The organism is Parasulfuritortus cantonensis (assembly GCF_004337445.1).
Classification (GTDB): Bacteria; Pseudomonadota; Gammaproteobacteria; order Burkholderiales; family Thiobacillaceae; genus Parasulfuritortus; species Parasulfuritortus cantonensis.
In genome coordinates, this window is sequence record NZ_SJZB01000030.1 from 1 (window position 1) to 14,971 (window position 14,971).

The following is a 14,971-nucleotide window of genomic DNA, read 5'->3' on the forward strand; positions in this document are numbered from 1 at the left end:
ATCGGTATCGTCTTATACATTTCCCGCAGATTTTCCATGGCCGTTGCCCGGAAAGGGGCCGGGGCGGCCCGATTCACCTCTGCGAGGGAGACATGGGACCGTACCAACACATCGGCAACAGGCCGGGCCTCGGCCCGCATCCGGCACCCGCCGGCACGGACGCCGGCAAGAAGACCGGGCGGCCGCGCCTGCGGCGCGAGATCGCCCTCACCCTGGTCGTCAAGACCGCCCTGCTGGCCGCCCTGTGGTGGGCCTTCTTTTCCCAGGCACCGGGCAAGGATGCCGTCGCCCGCGGCATCGGCGCGCACCTGTCCGGGGCCATCCCGACCGCGGCCACGGCCACTCCGGCCATCGCCAATTCTTCCTCTGACAAGGAGCCATAACCATGATCGATTCGAGTGTCGTCGACCTGTCGCGGCTGCAGTTCGCCGCGACGGCCTTCTACCACTTCCTGTTCGTGCCGCTCACCCTGGGCCTGTCCTTCCTGCTCGCCATCATGGAGACGACCTACGTGATGACCGGCAAGGAGGTGTACCGGGACATGACCAAGTTCTGGGGCAAGCTGTTCGGCATCAACTTCGCCCTCGGCGTCACCACCGGCATCACCATGGAGTTCCAGTTCGGCACCAACTGGGCCTACTACTCCCACTACGTCGGCGACATCTTCGGCGCCCCGCTGGCCATCGAGGGCCTCATGGCCTTCTTCCTCGAATCGACCTTCATCGGCCTGTTCTTCTTCGGCTGGGACAAGCTGTCCAAGCGCCAGCACCTGGTCATCACCTACCTGACCGCGATCGGCTCCAACCTGTCCGCGGTGTGGATCCTGATCGCCAACGGCTGGATGCAGAATCCGGTCGGCTCCGAGTTCAGCTGGGTGACCATGCGCATGGAGATGAGCTCGTTCTGGGACCTGCTGTTCAACCCGGCGGCACAGGCCAAGTTCGTGCACACCGTCTCGGCCGGCTACGTCACCGGCTCCCTGTTCGTGCTCGGCATCTCGTCCTGGTACCTGCTCAAGGGCCGCGACATCGAGTTCGCCAAGCGCTCGTTCCGCATCGCCGCCGCCTTCGGCTTCGCCTCCGCCCTGTCGGTGATCGTCCTCGGCGACGAATCCGGCTACGCCGTCACCGAGCACCAGCAGACCAAGCTGGCCGCCATGGAGGGCATGTGGAAGACCGAGGCCGCCCCGGCCGGCTTCACCTTGTTCGCCATCCCGGACGACGACAAGCGCGAGAACAGTGCCGAGATCAAGGTGCCCTACCTGCTCGGCCTGATCGCCACCCGCTCCGCCGACAAGGTGCTGCCCGGCATCGACCAGCTCGAGAAGCACGCCGCCGAACGCATCGCCCGCGGCGCCCTGGCCGTGACCGCCCTGGAGCAGCTGCGCGCCAAGACCGGCAACGAGGCCACGCGCGCCCTGTTCGAGGCCAACAAGGACGACCTCGGCTACGGCCTGCTGCTCAAGAAATACACCGCCGACGTCAGCCAGGCCACCCCCGAGATGGTCCTGCAGGCGGCCCGCGACGCCATCCCCAAGGTGGCGCCGATGTTCTGGACCTTCCGCCTGATGGTCGCCCTGGGCTTCCTGTTCCTGGTCCTGTTCGCCCTGTCCTTCTGGTATTCGGCCAAGAACACCTTCCACGAGAAGCGCTGGCTGCTCCAGTGGGCGGTCTGGTTCATCCCGCTGCCCTGGATCGCCTCCGAGATGGGCTGGTTCGTGGCCGAGTACGGCCGCCAGCCGTGGACCATCTACGGCGTCCTGCCCACCCACCTGTCCACCTCGACCCTGAGCGCGGGCAGCCTGTACGGTTCCCTGTCCGGCTTCATGTTCTTCTACACCGGCCTGCTCGTGGTCGAACTGTTCCTGATGTTCAAGTACGCCCGCCTCGGCCCCAGTTCGCTCGGCGTCGGCCGCTACCACTTCGAAACCGCCCAGGCCTGATCGCCCGACTAGGAGAAAACCATGCTGGATTATGAAACCCTGAAGATCATCTGGTGGCTGCTGGTCGGCGTCCTGCTGCTCGGCTTCGCGGTCATGGATGGCCACGACATGGGCGTGGGCACCCTGCTCCCGTTCGTCGGCAAGAACGACGTCGAGCGCCGCGTCATCATCAACACCGTCGGCCCGCACTGGGACGGCAACCAGGTCTGGTTCATCACCGGCGGCGGCGCCATCTTCGCCGCCTGGCCCCTGGTCTACGCCACCGCCTTCTCCGGCTTCTACTGGGCCATGCTCGCCGTCCTCTGGGCCCTGTTCTTCCGCCCGGTCGGCTTCGACTACCGCAGCAAGGTGGCCGATCCGCGCTGGCGCACGGCCTGGGACTGGGGCCTGTTCGTGGGCGGGGCGGTGCCGGCGCTGATCTTCGGCGTCGCCTTCGGCAACCTGCTGCAGGGCGTGCCGTTCCACTTCGAGGACAACCTGATGCCGGTCTACACGGGCAGCTTCTGGGCCCTGCTCAACCCGTTCGCCCTCCTCGCCGGCGTGGTCAGCCTGGCCATGCTCACCTGCCACGGCGCCCACTACCTGATGATCCGCACCGAAGGCGCCGTCTACGAGCGCGCCAAGGCCGCCGCCCTGATCTTCGGCCTGGTCATGCTGGCCGGCTTCGCCGCCGCCGGCGTCTGGGTCACCCTGGGCATCTCCGGCTACGTGATCACCTCCGCGGTCGACCCCTCGGCCCTGCCCAACCCGCTCGACAAGACCGTCGAGGTGCAGGCCGGCGCCTGGCTCGCCAACTTCGCCGCCCACCCGCTGCTCTGGCTGGTCCCGGGCGCCGGTTTCCTGGGCGGCCTGTTCGGCCTCGTCATGGCCCGGGCCGACAAGCCGGTGTTCGCCTTCGTCGGCAGCGCGGTGGCGGAACTGGGCATCATCGGCACCGCCGGCGTGGCCATGTTCCCGTTCGTCATGCCCTCGTCGAGCGACCCGCGCTCCAGCCTGACCGCCTGGGACAGCGTGTCCAGCCACCTGACCCTGGACATCATGTTCTGGGCCGCGCTGATCTTCACCCCGATCGTGATCAGCTACACCGGCTGGGCCTACAAGAAGATGGCCGGCAAGGTGACCACCGCCTACATCCAGGCCAACGACCATTCCGCCTACTGAGAAACAAGGAGATCGCTATGTGGTACTTCGCTTGGGTGCTGGGAATCTCGGCCGCCATCATGCTGTCCGTCCTCAACGCCATGTGGTACGAGGCCCAGGAGTGCGCCGCGCGCGGCGAGGCCTGAGGCCGCCCCGGGGCCGGCCGCCTGCGGCGATTTGTCGCACCGGCCGGCCCGCCGCCGGGACTTAGAATCAAGACGCTTCCAATCATGGCATTGCCGTGACCTTGACCCCCGAAAGGGGGTTTTTCTTTGCCTAAAGGGGACGTTGACATGCATAACACATCCACGCCGCGGCGCCTGACCCTGCTGGTCCTGGCCGCCATCGCCAGCCCGGCCTGGGCCGGCGACGACAGCTATGCCCTCGAAGAGGTGGTGGTCAGCGGCCAGCGCATGGCCGAGGCGCTGCCCGAGGCCGCCACCCTGACCAGCGAGCAGATCGCCACCCTGAAGCCGGCCACCAGCGACACCGCGAGCCTGCTGCGCGACGTGCCCGGGGTCAGCCTGTACGGGGCCGGCGGGGTGTCCAGCCTGCCGGTCGTCCACGGCCTCGCGGACGACCGCCTGCGCACCCTGGTCGACGGTGCCGACACCATTTCGACCTGCCCCAACCACATGAACCCGGCGCTCTCCTACATCGACCCGAGCCAGGTGGCCGACGCCAAGGTCTACGCCGGGGTGACCCCGGTCAGCGTGGGCGGCGACAGCACCGGCGGCACCGTCGTCGTCAACTCGGCGGCGCCCGAGTTCGCATCGGCGGGCAGCGGCCTGTTGACCAAGGGCGAGCTGGGCGCCTTCTACCGCAGCAACGGCCACGCCAGCGGCGCCAACGCCGCCGTCACCCTGGCCGGGGAAAACCTGAGCATCCGCTATTCCGGGGCGACCGCGAAATCCGACAACTACAAGGCGGGCGGCGACTTCAAGGACTACCTGTTCACCGGCCGGATCGGCCATACGCTGCCCTACGACGAGGTCGGCTCGACCGCCTACAAGTCGATCGACCAGAGCCTGGACATCGCCCTGCGCGGCGGCGCCCACCTGCTCGACCTGAAGCTGAGCCGCCAGCACATCCCCTACGAAAACTTCGCCAACCAGCGCATGGACCTGACCGGCAACGACAGCGACAAGGTCAACCTGAGCTACACCGGGCTGTTCGGCTGGGGCACCCTGAAGGCGCGTGTCTACCACGAGGAAACCGAGCACGCCATGGACTTCGGCGCCGACAAGCGCTTCTGGTACGGCTCCGCCTCGGGCGGCTCGACCGCCACCGACGGCACGCCCTGTTCGCCGATCGGCTCCACCTGCGCGGCCGGCATGCCGATGAACGCGGAAAGCCGGACCAACGGCCTGGCCCTGAGCGCCGAGCTGCCGGTCAGCGAAAACGACGTCGTCCGGATCGGCAGCGAACTGCAGTTCTACCGCCTCGACGACTGGTGGCCGCCTTCCGGCGGCGGCATGTGGCCGGGCACCTTCTGGAACATCAACAACGGCACGCGCGATCGCTATGCCCTGTTCGGCGAATGGGAGGCGAAGCTGGACGAGCGCTGGACCACCCTGCTCGGGGTGCGCCACGAGATCGTCAAGGCGGACACCGACGACGTCGAGGGCTACTGCACGGTCGCGCCCTGCGGCGGCAGCCAGCTCACCGACAGCGCCGCCTTCAACGCCCTCGACCGCAAGCGCACGGACCACAACTGGGACCTGACCGGCCTGGCCCGCTACACGCCGGACGCCACGCACAGCTACGAGATCGGCCTCGCCCAGAAGACGCGCTCGCCCAACCTCTACGAGCTGTACCCGTGGTCGACCTGGACCATGGCGGCGGTGATGAACAACTTCGTCGGCGACGGCAACGGCTACGTCGGCAATCCCGACCTCGATCCCGAGGTCGCCCATACGGTGAGTTTCGCCGCCGACTGGCACGACGCCGGCAACCGGGCCTGGGGCGTGCGCATCGCGCCCTACTACACCCACGTGCGCGACTACATCGACGCCCAATGCCGGCCCGGCACCACCTGCACGGCGGGCAAGTTCAACGTCCTCCAGTACGTCAACCAGACCGCCCGCCTGTACGGGGTCGACCTGTCCGGCCACGCCCGCGTCGCCCAGGACACCGGCTACGGCGACTTCACGCTGAGCGGCCTGGTGAACTACGTGCGCGGCAAGAACACCGACACCGACGACGGCCTGTACAACGTCATGCCGCTCAACGCCAAGCTGGCCCTGACCCAGAATCTGGGCCGCTGGACGGGGACGCTGGAGGCGCAGTTCGTGGCCGGCAAGCACGACGTCTCGGCAGCCCGCAACGAGATCGAGACCGGCGGCTACAGCCTGTTCAACCTGCGCGGCAGCTACCAGTGGCAGCACCTGCGCCTGGACGTCGGGGTCGACAACCTGTTCGACCGCTACTACGACCTGCCCCTGGGCGGCGCCTACGTCGGCCAGGGCACGACCATGGCGATCAACCCGCCGGTCGGCAACTACCCGCAATGGGGCACCGCCGTCCCCGGTCCCGGCCGTTCCCTCTACGTCGGCCTGAGCGCCCGCTTCTGAGCCCCGCCCCGGCCCGGCCCACGTGGCCCGGGCCGGTACGGCGGCGGCCGCACCTCCCCGTCCTGCACCCGCTCGGCTGGCACGCCGACGCCATCTCCGGGCGGCCGGACCGCGTCGCCACGGGCGCCGCCGGCACGTACCGCATAGCCCAGGCACATCTGATGAAACTGATATATCTGGCAACCACTGCGACAATTTGCCGCATGTTTCGGATATGAAGGTATGAATATAGTACCGGGCCGTTCGATCCAGCCTTCATTCCGCCCGTGTCCAATCCCTACCGCCTGCAACCCGACTTCCGCCTGACCGCACCCGGCCGGCTGCGGGCGTGGACCGGCGCGCTGCTGGTACACGCCGGGGCGGCCGCCGCCCTGCTCCTGGCCTGGCCGCAGGCGGCCGACTACCTGGAACAGGCGATCCCGGTCGAAGTGCGCATGCTGGCCGAGGCCGCCAAGCCACCCGAGCCGCCGCCGCCCCCCCGCCCAAACGGCCACCGCCGCCGCCGCGCCAGAGCGCGCCGGTCGCCCCGGTGGCGCAGCCGGAACCGGTGGTCGTCGCCACCGAGGCGGCAACCCAGGCGACCATGACGGTACCGCCCGCGCCCGAGCCGGTACCCGTCCAGGAACCGGTGCCGTTCGCCATGCCGGTCACCGTGCCGGTGCCGCCGGCGCCGCCCGAGCCGCTCATCGAGGCGCGCTTCGACGCCGACTACCTGGCCAACCCGAAACCGGCCTACCCCCTGATCTCGCGCCGCCTGGGCGAGCAGGGCGTCGTCCACCTGCGCGTCCACGTCGGCACCGACGGCCTGCCGCTCAAGGTCGAGGTGAAGCGCAGCTCCGGCTTCGAGCGCCTCGACCGCTGCGCCCAGGAAACCGTGACCCGCTGGCGCTTCGTGCCGGCCAAGCGCGGCAGCAACGCGGTGGCGTCGTGGGTGGTGGTACCGATCGTCTTTTCCCTGACCTGACTTAGGAGGACCCGCCATGGGCATCATGCATTTCTGGAATCAGGCGGACTGGGTCAGCCACGGCGTCGCCGTGCTCCTCGTCCTGCTGTCCCTGTTCAGCTGGATCGTCATCATCGAGCGCTTCTTCCGGCAGTTGCGCCAGAACCGCAGCCTGGGCCAGGCCTTCGACGCCTTCTGGGCGGCCGGCAACCTGCGCGAGGCGGTGACCGCCATGCGCGGCAAGGACCCGTCCGGCCTGTTCGCCGGCATGGCCGAGGTGGCCAACCAGGCCGCCGAGCAGCACCAGAACTCCAGCGGCATCGGCGCCGGCGTGACCCGCAGCGAGGCGATCACGCGCGCCCTGCGCAACCACATCACGCACAGCCAGGCGAGCCTGGAGTCCGGCCTCACGGCACTCGCCTCGATCGGCTCGACGGCCCCGTTCATCGGCCTGTTCGGCACCGTCTGGGGCATCTACCACGCCCTGGTCGGCCTCTCCGGCGCCACCCAGGTGGTGCTCGGCCGGGTCGCCGGACCGGTCGGCGAGGCCCTGATCATGACCGCCGCCGGCCTCTTCGTGGCCATCCCGGCGGTGCTCGCCTACAACGCCCTGACGCGCGCCAACCGCCTGACCCTGGCCTACCTGGACGGCTTCGCGCACGACCTGCACACCTACCTGACCACCGGCGGCCGCGCCGTGGTGCGCCCGGCGGACTGACCATGGCGTTCGGCGGCTTCGAGCAGGGCGGCCACCAGGCGCCCATGGCGGAGATCAACACCACGCCCCTGGTGGACGTGATGCTGGTGCTCCTGGTCATCTTCATCATCACCGCGCCGCTGTTCAACCAGGCGGTGCCCATCGACCTGCCCAAGGTCAGCGCCAGCAACGTGGAGGACAAGCCGTTCATCCTGCGCGTCGCCCTGGACGCCGACGAGCAGCTCTACCTGGACGACGCGCCGATCAGCTTCGCGGAGCTGAACCGGCGCTTCCAGGCTGCCGTCGTCGAGCAGCACATCCCCGAACTGCGCCTGCGCGCCGACCGCCACACCGAGTTCGAGGCCGTCGCCCGCATCCTGGCCGCCGCCCAGTACGCCGGCCTGTCGCGCATCGCCTTCGTCACCGACCCCGCCAACCAGGCAAGCCACTGAGGATTTCCGGATGAGTTTCGAGCAGCATTTGATCGCCCTGGCCGCGAGTGCCAGCCTTGCCTGCGCATGCCCGGCCCAGGCCGCCGAGAGCGCCGAGCCGGCCACGCCGACCGAGCAGACGACGGCACAGCCGGAAACCGCGGCCGAGCCGGCGGCGCCGGCGGACGCCGAGAAGGTCCTGCCCAGCGTCACCGCCAGCGGGGCGCGCGACGTCGAGGTACAGGCGCGTACCGAGCTCGGCAAGCTGACCGAGTACACCCCGCTGGCCGGCAACGTGGTGACCCGCGAGGAGGTCGAGACGGTGCGTTTCGTCGACTCCCTGAACGAGCTGCTGCCGCGCGTGCCCGGCATCAGCATGTCGCGCAACCTGCGCTTCACCGACGGCGGCAAGAACTACACCGAGAACCGCATCGACGGCATGCGTGCCCGCAACACCGGCACCTACACCTTCCTCGACGAGGTCAACGCCGGCGACATCGAACGCATCGAGATCATCCGCGGCCCCGGCTCGGTGCTGAGCGGCAGCAACGCCATCGGCGGCACCATCAACGTCATCACCCGCGACCCGCCGGCCAAGCCGGAACACCAGGCCACCGGCGAGGTGTTCAGCGACGGCGGCTACCGGGCCGGCTTCACCACCGGGGCACCGATCAACAACGCGGTCGGCTATTTCCTGAACGTCAACCGCATGGACCGCGACGGCTGGCGCGACCATACCGAACAGACCAAGGACTCCTTCAGCACCAAGTGGCAGGTGCGCCCGGACGCCACCTCCAGGCTGAACTTCCGCCTGGAATACCTGCACGACGACTACCAGGACCCGGGCAACCTGACCGAGGAGGAATTCAAGGACGACTGGCGCCAGGCCGAACCGGGCACCTACTACCGGACCGACGTCCGCTACACGACGCCGTCCCTGCACTACCGCAAGCTGTTCGGCGAGACCGCCGAGCTGAACGTGTACGGCCAGCGCCGGATCACCAACTCGACCGCCAACGCGCCTTCCTACAGCACGGCCAGCGCGAGCGGCGTGAAGGACACCGACTCGACCGAGGACAACCTCCAGCTCATCTACAAGCACATGTTCGCCACCGCCAAGGGCGCGGTCACCGGCGGCCTCGACATGCTGGCCACGGACAGCCGGACCAAGAGCTACGCCGGCACCGGCACGGCCAGTTTCGACTTCGTGCGCGGCGCCCTGAGCGGCGACTCGATCGGCAAGGAATCCGCCCGGTCGCCCTTCCTGCAATACGAGATGTCGCCCATCGCCCCCCTGCGCCTGACCTTCGGCGCCCGCTGGGACAAGCTGGAATACGAGGTCGACGACCAGATCAAGGACTACAAGGACGGCCGCAAACAGTACAAGCGCCTGGTGCGCAAGATCGGCGCGGTCTACGAGCTGAACCAGGACAACCTGCTCTGGCTCAACATCGCCGAGGGCTTCATGGGGCCCGGCGTGAGCACCCTGATCGGCTCCGGCACGGCGACCCCGAGCAGCCACACCGCCGCCGTGAAATCCCGCTACATCCCGACCAACATGGACCTCGAGCCCGAGGATTCCATGACCCAGGAGATCGGCATCCGCGGCCGCCTCGCCTCGGGCCTGCGCTACGACACCGGCTTCTACCACACCGAGTTCCGCAACCTCATCGTGTCGACCCTGTGCGGACCGACCGAGCTCTGCTACACGCGCTACGAGAACGCCGCCAGCGCCCACGCCAGCGGCCTGGAGACGCTCCTGGAATACCCGATCACCGACTACCTGGACATCGGCGTGTCGCACACCTACGCGCGCTACACGTACGACGACTACGTGTCCGGCACTACCGACTACTCCGGCAACGAGCGCTACTACACGCCGCGCAACCACATCAACCTGCGCCTGGCCCTGCGCCCGGCGCCGCGCTGGAAGGTGGAGCTGGAGATGGACCACATCGACTCCTACTACACCAACCAGGCCCTCACCGACCGCTACCAGCGGCCTGACCTGTACAACCTGCGCGCCAACTACGCGGGCAAGAACTGGGGCTTCTGGCTGCACGTGCTGAACCTGTTCGACACCAAGTACGCCGAGCGCGTCGGCTCCACCGACGCCGGCGTGCGCGACACCTACACGGCCGGCTACACCCCGCTGACCGTGCGGATCGGCGCCTCCTACAATTTCTGATCGGAGCCCGGCGATGGCCAAAGCGACCCTGTCCAAGCACCTGTTCGCGGCGCTCCTGCTGGGCGGCACGGCCGCCCTGGCCTGGGCCGAGGCGGCCCCCGGCGACGCCGCCGCACGGCACGCGCCCTGGGGCGACGGCCCGCCGCCCTGGGTCAAGGACGGTCAGGTCGACGAGGCGGCCAAGGCCGCCTATTTCGCCCGCCGCGCCCAAGCCGACCAGGCGGCCACGCCGAGCGCCGGCGCGGCCGCCGGCCGTCCGGACGCCGACGCCAGCCCGGAGGCGAAGCGCGCCTATTGGCAGAAGCGGGCCGCCGAACGGGCGGCCAGCGCCCCGGCCGGCGACCCCGGCCAGGCCGACCATGCCGGCCATGCCGGCCACACCGGCATGGCGCCGGCGCCGGCCCCGGCCGCGCCCGCCCCGCGCTGGGGCGGCGGCCGCGACGCCCTGCTCTGGCTGACCGACAGCCCGCCCCGGCGCGGCGGCCACGCGGGTGGCCGGCCGGGCGGCGGCCGGCCCGGCATGACAGGGATGGCCGGAATGGCGGGCATGGCCGAGGGCGGGCCGGATGCCATGGCGAGCAAACGGGTCTGGCTGCGCGCCGGCGCCAACCCGCTCGACGCCCACCCGGCCAGCGGCGACGAGACCGCCCTGTTGCAGGGCCCGGACGGCAAGGCCGCGGAACTCCCGGTGGAGGCGCACGGCGGCCCCTACAACGTCACCTTCCCGACCCCGGAACAGGGCTATTACAACGTCTACCTGATCCGCCGGATCCTCGACCAGGACGCCCTCGAGGTCACCGCGGCCAAGGCCGAGGTGACGCGCGCCGGCATGGGCCACGGCCTGAGCCGGGAGGACAACGCGCGCCTGGTGCCGGCCCGCACCGACGCCCGCGTACCGGTCGAGATCGTGCGCGAGCGCAAGGACAAGGAGGCCCTGTTCACGCGCGTCAGCTACGGCGACGCGATCAGCTTCCAGGTGCTCCGGAACGGCAAGCCGGTGCAGAACGCCCGCGTCACCTTCACCTCCGGCCAGGGCTGGAGCCACAGCGTGCAGAGCGACGAGGACGGCCGCGCCAGCTTCACCGTGATCCGCGACTACTACCCCGACGAATGGCGCCTGTTCGACAAGCGCCACCGCGAGACCTGGCTGGTCGCGGCCAGCTTCACGACGCCCGAGGCGGGCGACTACCAGGGCGGCCGATATGCCCGCACGCGCTACACCGCCACCCTGTCGGGCGCCTACTACCCGGGCGTGACCGACTACGAATCCTATTCCGACGGCCTCCTGGTCGGCCTCGCCGGCCTGCTCTTCACCGGCACCGGCATCTATGCCTACCGGCGCCGCCGCGTACAGCCCTACAAGGAGGTACGTTTCGATGACTAGCCGGCTGCGCCGCGCGGTCGACAACGTCGACCTGCAACGCTTCCGCTTCTGGTTCCAGGCGGCGGCCTTCGTCCTGTTCGTCTACGGCGGCTACCTGGCCGTCGACCTGGGCAACAGCCTGCCCATGTTCTCGTGCGGCTACAACCAGGAGGGCCGCGCCGGGGTGTGCTACCTGCTGCCCCTGCAGCACCAGTTGTCGCGGCCCTGGCCGCAGCTGTTCGGCTGGGCCGGCATCGGCGTGCTGACCGGCTTCGCCACCTTCTTCCTCTGGTTCATCGTCCTCAACAAGGGCTGGTGCGGCTTCATGTGCCCGCTCGGCACCCTGCAGGACTGGCTCACCAGCCTGCGCAAGCGCCTGGGCATCCGCTACTCGCTCTACGGCGAGCAGGCCTTCAACCGCCTGACCTGGGTGAAGTTCGTCCTCCTCGCCCTGATGTTCCTGATCCCGCTCGCCATCGGCGGCGGCCTCCTGTCCCACGACTGGGGCGCGCCGTTCTGCCAGATCTGCCCGGGCCGGGTGATCCTGCCCCTGTTCACGGCCGATCCCCTGCAGCTGACCATCGACTATTCCAGCATCGGCACCCTGGTCCTGACCGGCCTGGGCATGTTCATCGCCGGCCTGTTCCTGGTCGGCGCGTTCATCAAGAAGCGCTTCTTCTGCTTCTTCTGCCCGATGAGTGCGCTCCATTACCTGATCTCCAAGCCGGCCCTGCTCAAGCTCAAGAAGGACGGCGACAAGTGCACCAAGTGCGGCAACTGCTTCAACGTCTGCGACATGGAGATCCGTGCCATCGCCGACGACCTCGAGCGCAAGGACATCATGACCGACGACTGCACGCTGTGCCTGAAGTGCGTCGCCGCCTGTCCGGAACCGGGCGCGCTGAAGGTCGAGTTCGCCCGCATCAACATCTTCCAGGCCACCGAGGAAGGCTTCCTCAAACGCATGAACAAAGGAGCCGGCCATGACGCCTGCAAACGTTGATACCCTGCCCTTCAACCGCGGCCGCCAGGCGCGCGAGGCGGAAGTGATGCTGGACAAGCTGGTGGACGAGTTCACCGACAACCCGGCCGCCATGGCCTATTTCTACGACCTGTTCCGGCGCGTCTACATCCAGGGCGAGGCGCTGGAACGCCCAGCCGCGCCCCAGGTCGGCATGACCTGCATCCAGGTGCCGGAGGAATTGATCTACGCGGTCGGCGCCACGCCGGTCCGCCTGTGCAACGGCGCCTACCACTACGACCAGATCGGCGCCGACTTCATGCCGGCCAAGTCGTGCTCGCTGGTCAAGGCCACCCTGGGCCGGCTGCAGGACCAGGAGATGGGCGTGCCCCGGGTCGGCAAGCTGGACATGATCGTCAACCCGTCCACCTGCGACCAGAAGAAGAAGGCCGGGGCGATGATGGAGGAGATGGGCTACGCGGTGCACCACCTGGAGTTCCCCAACGTCAAGGAGAGCGAGGCCGCGCGCATCTACTGGCAGCGCTCGGTGCGCGACTTCGCGGTCCAGCTCCAGAAGCTGACCGGCAAGCGCCTGACCCGCAAGCGCCTGAACCAGGCCATGGCCCGTACAAGGCGTGCCCAGACGGCCTTCCGCGCCTTGCACAACCTGCGCAAGCAGGCGCCTTCGGTGGTCCTCGGCAAGGACGTCTTCCTGGTCACCAACGCCTATTTCTTCGACGACCTGGAGCGCTGGACCGACGCCGTCGAGGCCCTGGTGGCGGAGCTCAAGGAGCGCGCCGCGGCCGGCTTCAACGCCGCCCAGCGCAAGGCGCCGCGCATCCTGTTCACCGGCTCGCCGCCGGTGTTCCCGAACCTCAAGCTGCCCCTGCTGATCGAGGAGGCGGGCGGCGTCGTGGTGGCGGACGAGACCTGCTCGGCCAACCGCATGCTCTACGACATGCCGGTGGTGGACGAATGGCTGGTCAACCACATGGTGGACAGCCTGGCCGACCACTACCTGAAGCCCTGCACCTGCCCCATCTTCACCCGCAACGACGACCGCTGCCGGCGCCTGCTGGACCTGGTGCGCGACTTCGAGGCCGACGGCGTGGTCTACCAGGCCTACTCCGGCTGCCAGGTCTACGAGATGGAGCAGCGCAGCGTCGGCAAGGTGCTCAACGAGGCCGGCATCCCGATGTTGTACGTCGAGACCGACTACAGCCCGGACGACATGGGCCAGCTGTCCACCCGCATCGAGGCCTTCCTGGAATCGATCAAGACCCGCAAGCGCCAGCGCGCCGCGTCCGGAGGCCAGGCATGAACTGGTTCGTCGGCATCGACATCGGCTCCACCGCCATCAAGGCGGCCCTGGTAGATGGGGATGGCCAGCTCGTGGGCGTCCACGTCACCGACTCCGGCAGCCTGTTCCACAAGAACGCCAAGGCCGCCCTGCAGGCCCTGCTCGACGGCCACGGCCTGCAACGCGAGCAGGTCAGCTACCTGATCGCCACCGGCTACGGCCGCAAGCTGTTCAAGGAAGCGGACGACTCCATCTCCGAGATCACCGCCAACGCCATCGGCGCCCACGAGGCCGGCAAGGCCCACGGCGGCGTGCGCACCATCATCAACATCGGCGGCCAGGACTCCAAGGCGATCCAGATCGACGACCAGGGCACGGTGGTCAACTTCGCCATGAACGACAAGTGCGCCGCCGGCACCGGCCGCTTCCTGGACGTGGCCGCCGCCAACCTGGACATCGACCTGGAACAGCTGGGCGACTACCACTTCAACGGCAAGGGCGCGCCCCTGACCATCAACAGCACCTGCACGGTGTTCGCCGAGTCGGAGATCATCGGCCTGCTGGCCAACGGCCACGGCAAGGAGGAGATCGTCGCCGGCATCCACTACTCCATCGCCAAGCGCACCCTGCGCCTGGCCAAGCGGGTGGGCATCGAGGACCGGGTCTACTTCGACGGTGGCCCAGCCCTGAACCGCGGCCTCGTCGCGGCCCTGCAGGACGAACTGCAACGCGAGCTGGTGGTGCCCGAGCATCCCCAGACCACCACCGCCTTCGGCGCCGCCATCCTGGCCCGGGCCGAGTGGCTGGCCGAGCGGCGCGGCGTTTAGGGCGTGCTCACACCCATGGCCCTGGACGTCCTCATGCCGCCCACCCCGGTGGGCCTGCCGCTGGCCTTCACGCTCGGCCTGGTGTTCGGCATGGGCCCCTGCCTGCTCGCCTGCATGCCCTACCTGGGCCCGGTGTTCCTGAACAGCGACGGCGGCGTCCGCCAATCCTGGCGCCTGATCCTGCCGGTGTCCCTGGGCCGCCTGACCGGCTACGCCGGCTTCGGCGCCGCCAGCGGCCTGGCCGGCCGGGCCATGACCGAGGCGGTCGGCGACGGCACCGTGGGCCTGGTGCTGGGCCTGGCCGCCCTGCTGGTCGGCTTCGCGCTCTGGCGCGCGCGCGGCAGCGGCCGCTGCGCCGCGCCGGCGGCCGGGCCGGTCCGGACGCTCCGGCGCATCGACCGGCGCGCGCCCCTGATGCCGGGCGGCCTCTACCTGATGGGCCTGGCCATGGCCCTGACCCCGTGCGCGCCGCTCGGCCTGGTCCTGGTGGCCGCCGCCGCCCTGGCCAGCGCCGCCGGCGGCGCCCTGCTCGGCCTCGCCTTCGGGCTCGGTGCCGTACTCGTGCCGGGCCTGGTGTACGGCCTCGGCCTGGCCTGGTTCGGCCCC

At 69.2% G+C, this 14,971-nt stretch carries 15 protein-coding genes; all 15 read left to right on the forward strand.

The features are described from left to right. The first annotated feature begins 92 nt into the window (after positions 1-92). The gene (gene cydP / locus EZJ19_RS07980; protein ID WP_131446400.1) at positions 93-383 is read left to right on the forward strand and encodes a cytochrome oxidase putative small subunit CydP; all 291 of its coding nucleotides are present in this window, start codon (positions 93-95) and stop codon (positions 381-383) included. A gap of 2 nt (positions 384-385) precedes the next feature. Continuing rightward, positions 386-1,942: a cytochrome ubiquinol oxidase subunit I gene (locus EZJ19_RS07985; protein ID WP_131446402.1), complete on the forward strand. Its 1,557-nt coding sequence runs from the start codon at positions 386-388 to the stop codon at positions 1,940-1,942. A 21-nt stretch (positions 1,943-1,963) separates the two neighbouring features. Beyond that, complete coding sequence (gene cydB / locus EZJ19_RS07990) at positions 1,964-3,103, forward strand: cytochrome d ubiquinol oxidase subunit II (protein WP_131446404.1); 1,140 nt, start codon at positions 1,964-1,966, stop codon at positions 3,101-3,103. A 17-nt stretch (positions 3,104-3,120) separates the two neighbouring features. After that, entirely contained in the window at positions 3,121-3,228 is a 108-nt protein-coding gene (gene cydX, locus EZJ19_RS07995; RefSeq protein WP_131446406.1) for a cytochrome bd-I oxidase subunit CydX, read from the forward strand. A gap of 147 nt (positions 3,229-3,375) precedes the next feature. Further along, positions 3,376-5,655 (forward strand): TonB-dependent receptor, encoded by a 2,280-nt coding sequence (locus EZJ19_RS08000; RefSeq protein ID WP_131446408.1) that lies wholly within the window; start codon positions 3,376-3,378, stop codon positions 5,653-5,655. A gap of 266 nt (positions 5,656-5,921) precedes the next feature. Then, a complete protein-coding gene (locus EZJ19_RS08005) occupies positions 5,922-6,242 on the forward strand; it encodes a hypothetical protein (protein ID WP_131446410.1) in 321 nt (106 codons plus the stop codon). Then, on the forward strand, positions 6,239-6,619 hold the full coding sequence (locus tag EZJ19_RS08010; RefSeq protein ID WP_131446412.1) for an energy transducer TonB: 381 nt from the start codon (positions 6,239-6,241) through the stop codon (positions 6,617-6,619). Before EZJ19_RS08005 ends, EZJ19_RS08010 begins: the two co-directional genes overlap by 4 nt. Before the next feature lie 16 nt (positions 6,620-6,635). Further along, positions 6,636-7,316, forward strand: coding sequence for a MotA/TolQ/ExbB proton channel family protein (locus tag EZJ19_RS08015; RefSeq protein ID WP_131446414.1), 681 nt, complete (start codon positions 6,636-6,638; stop codon positions 7,314-7,316). A gap of 2 nt (positions 7,317-7,318) precedes the next feature. After that, a complete protein-coding gene (locus EZJ19_RS08020) occupies positions 7,319-7,747 on the forward strand; it encodes an ExbD/TolR family protein (RefSeq protein ID WP_131446416.1) in 429 nt (142 codons plus the stop codon). A gap of 10 nt (positions 7,748-7,757) precedes the next feature. Continuing rightward, positions 7,758-9,914 carry a TonB-dependent receptor gene (locus EZJ19_RS08025; RefSeq protein ID WP_131446418.1) on the forward strand — a complete coding sequence of 719 codons (2,157 nt, stop codon included), beginning with the start codon at positions 7,758-7,760 and terminating at the stop codon, positions 9,912-9,914. 13 nt (positions 9,915-9,927) lie between these two features. Beyond that, on the forward strand, positions 9,928-11,298 hold the full coding sequence (locus EZJ19_RS08030) for a hypothetical protein (protein WP_131446420.1): 1,371 nt from the start codon (positions 9,928-9,930) through the stop codon (positions 11,296-11,298). Continuing rightward, the gene (locus EZJ19_RS08035; protein ID WP_131446422.1) at positions 11,291-12,280 is read left to right on the forward strand and encodes a 4Fe-4S binding protein; all 990 of its coding nucleotides are present in this window, start codon (positions 11,291-11,293) and stop codon (positions 12,278-12,280) included. Before EZJ19_RS08030 ends, EZJ19_RS08035 begins: the two co-directional genes overlap by 8 nt. Further along, positions 12,261-13,559, forward strand: a complete 1,299-nt coding sequence (locus tag EZJ19_RS08040; protein ID WP_131446424.1) for a double-cubane-cluster-containing anaerobic reductase — start codon at positions 12,261-12,263, stop codon at positions 13,557-13,559. The genes EZJ19_RS08035 and EZJ19_RS08040 overlap by 20 nt, the downstream gene beginning before the upstream one ends. Then, positions 13,556-14,365 (forward strand): acyl-CoA dehydratase activase, encoded by an 810-nt coding sequence (locus EZJ19_RS08045; protein ID WP_131446426.1) that lies wholly within the window; start codon positions 13,556-13,558, stop codon positions 14,363-14,365. Before EZJ19_RS08040 ends, EZJ19_RS08045 begins: the two co-directional genes overlap by 4 nt. A 3-nt stretch (positions 14,366-14,368) precedes the next feature. Beyond that, positions 14,369-14,971 (forward strand): urease accessory protein UreH domain-containing protein (locus EZJ19_RS08050; protein WP_131446428.1); only part of this gene is annotated, 603 nt, incomplete at its 3' end.

Excerpts from the sequence above, each read along its gene's own strand:
- cydP (WP_131446400.1), top strand. The coding sequence starts at position 93 with ATGGGACCGTACCAACACATCGGCAACAGGCCGGGCCTCGGCCCGCAT.
- EZJ19_RS07985 (WP_131446402.1), top strand. The coding sequence starts at position 386 with ATGATCGATTCGAGTGTCGTCGACCTGTCGCGGCTGCAGTTCGCCGCG.
- cydB (WP_131446404.1), top strand. The coding sequence starts at position 1,964 with ATGCTGGATTATGAAACCCTGAAGATCATCTGGTGGCTGCTGGTCGGC.
- cydX (WP_131446406.1), top strand. The coding sequence starts at position 3,121 with ATGTGGTACTTCGCTTGGGTGCTGGGAATCTCGGCCGCCATCATGCTG.
- EZJ19_RS08000 (WP_131446408.1), top strand. The coding sequence starts at position 3,376 with ATGCATAACACATCCACGCCGCGGCGCCTGACCCTGCTGGTCCTGGCC.
- EZJ19_RS08010 (WP_131446412.1), top strand. The coding sequence starts at position 6,239 with ATGACGGTACCGCCCGCGCCCGAGCCGGTACCCGTCCAGGAACCGGTG.
- EZJ19_RS08015 (WP_131446414.1), top strand. The coding sequence starts at position 6,636 with ATGGGCATCATGCATTTCTGGAATCAGGCGGACTGGGTCAGCCACGGC.
- EZJ19_RS08020 (WP_131446416.1), top strand. The coding sequence starts at position 7,319 with ATGGCGTTCGGCGGCTTCGAGCAGGGCGGCCACCAGGCGCCCATGGCG.
- EZJ19_RS08025 (WP_131446418.1), top strand. The coding sequence starts at position 7,758 with ATGAGTTTCGAGCAGCATTTGATCGCCCTGGCCGCGAGTGCCAGCCTT.
- EZJ19_RS08030 (WP_131446420.1), top strand. The coding sequence starts at position 9,928 with ATGGCCAAAGCGACCCTGTCCAAGCACCTGTTCGCGGCGCTCCTGCTG.
- EZJ19_RS08035 (WP_131446422.1), top strand. The coding sequence starts at position 11,291 with ATGACTAGCCGGCTGCGCCGCGCGGTCGACAACGTCGACCTGCAACGC.
- EZJ19_RS08040 (WP_131446424.1), top strand. The coding sequence starts at position 12,261 with ATGACGCCTGCAAACGTTGATACCCTGCCCTTCAACCGCGGCCGCCAG.
- EZJ19_RS08045 (WP_131446426.1), top strand. The coding sequence starts at position 13,556 with ATGAACTGGTTCGTCGGCATCGACATCGGCTCCACCGCCATCAAGGCG.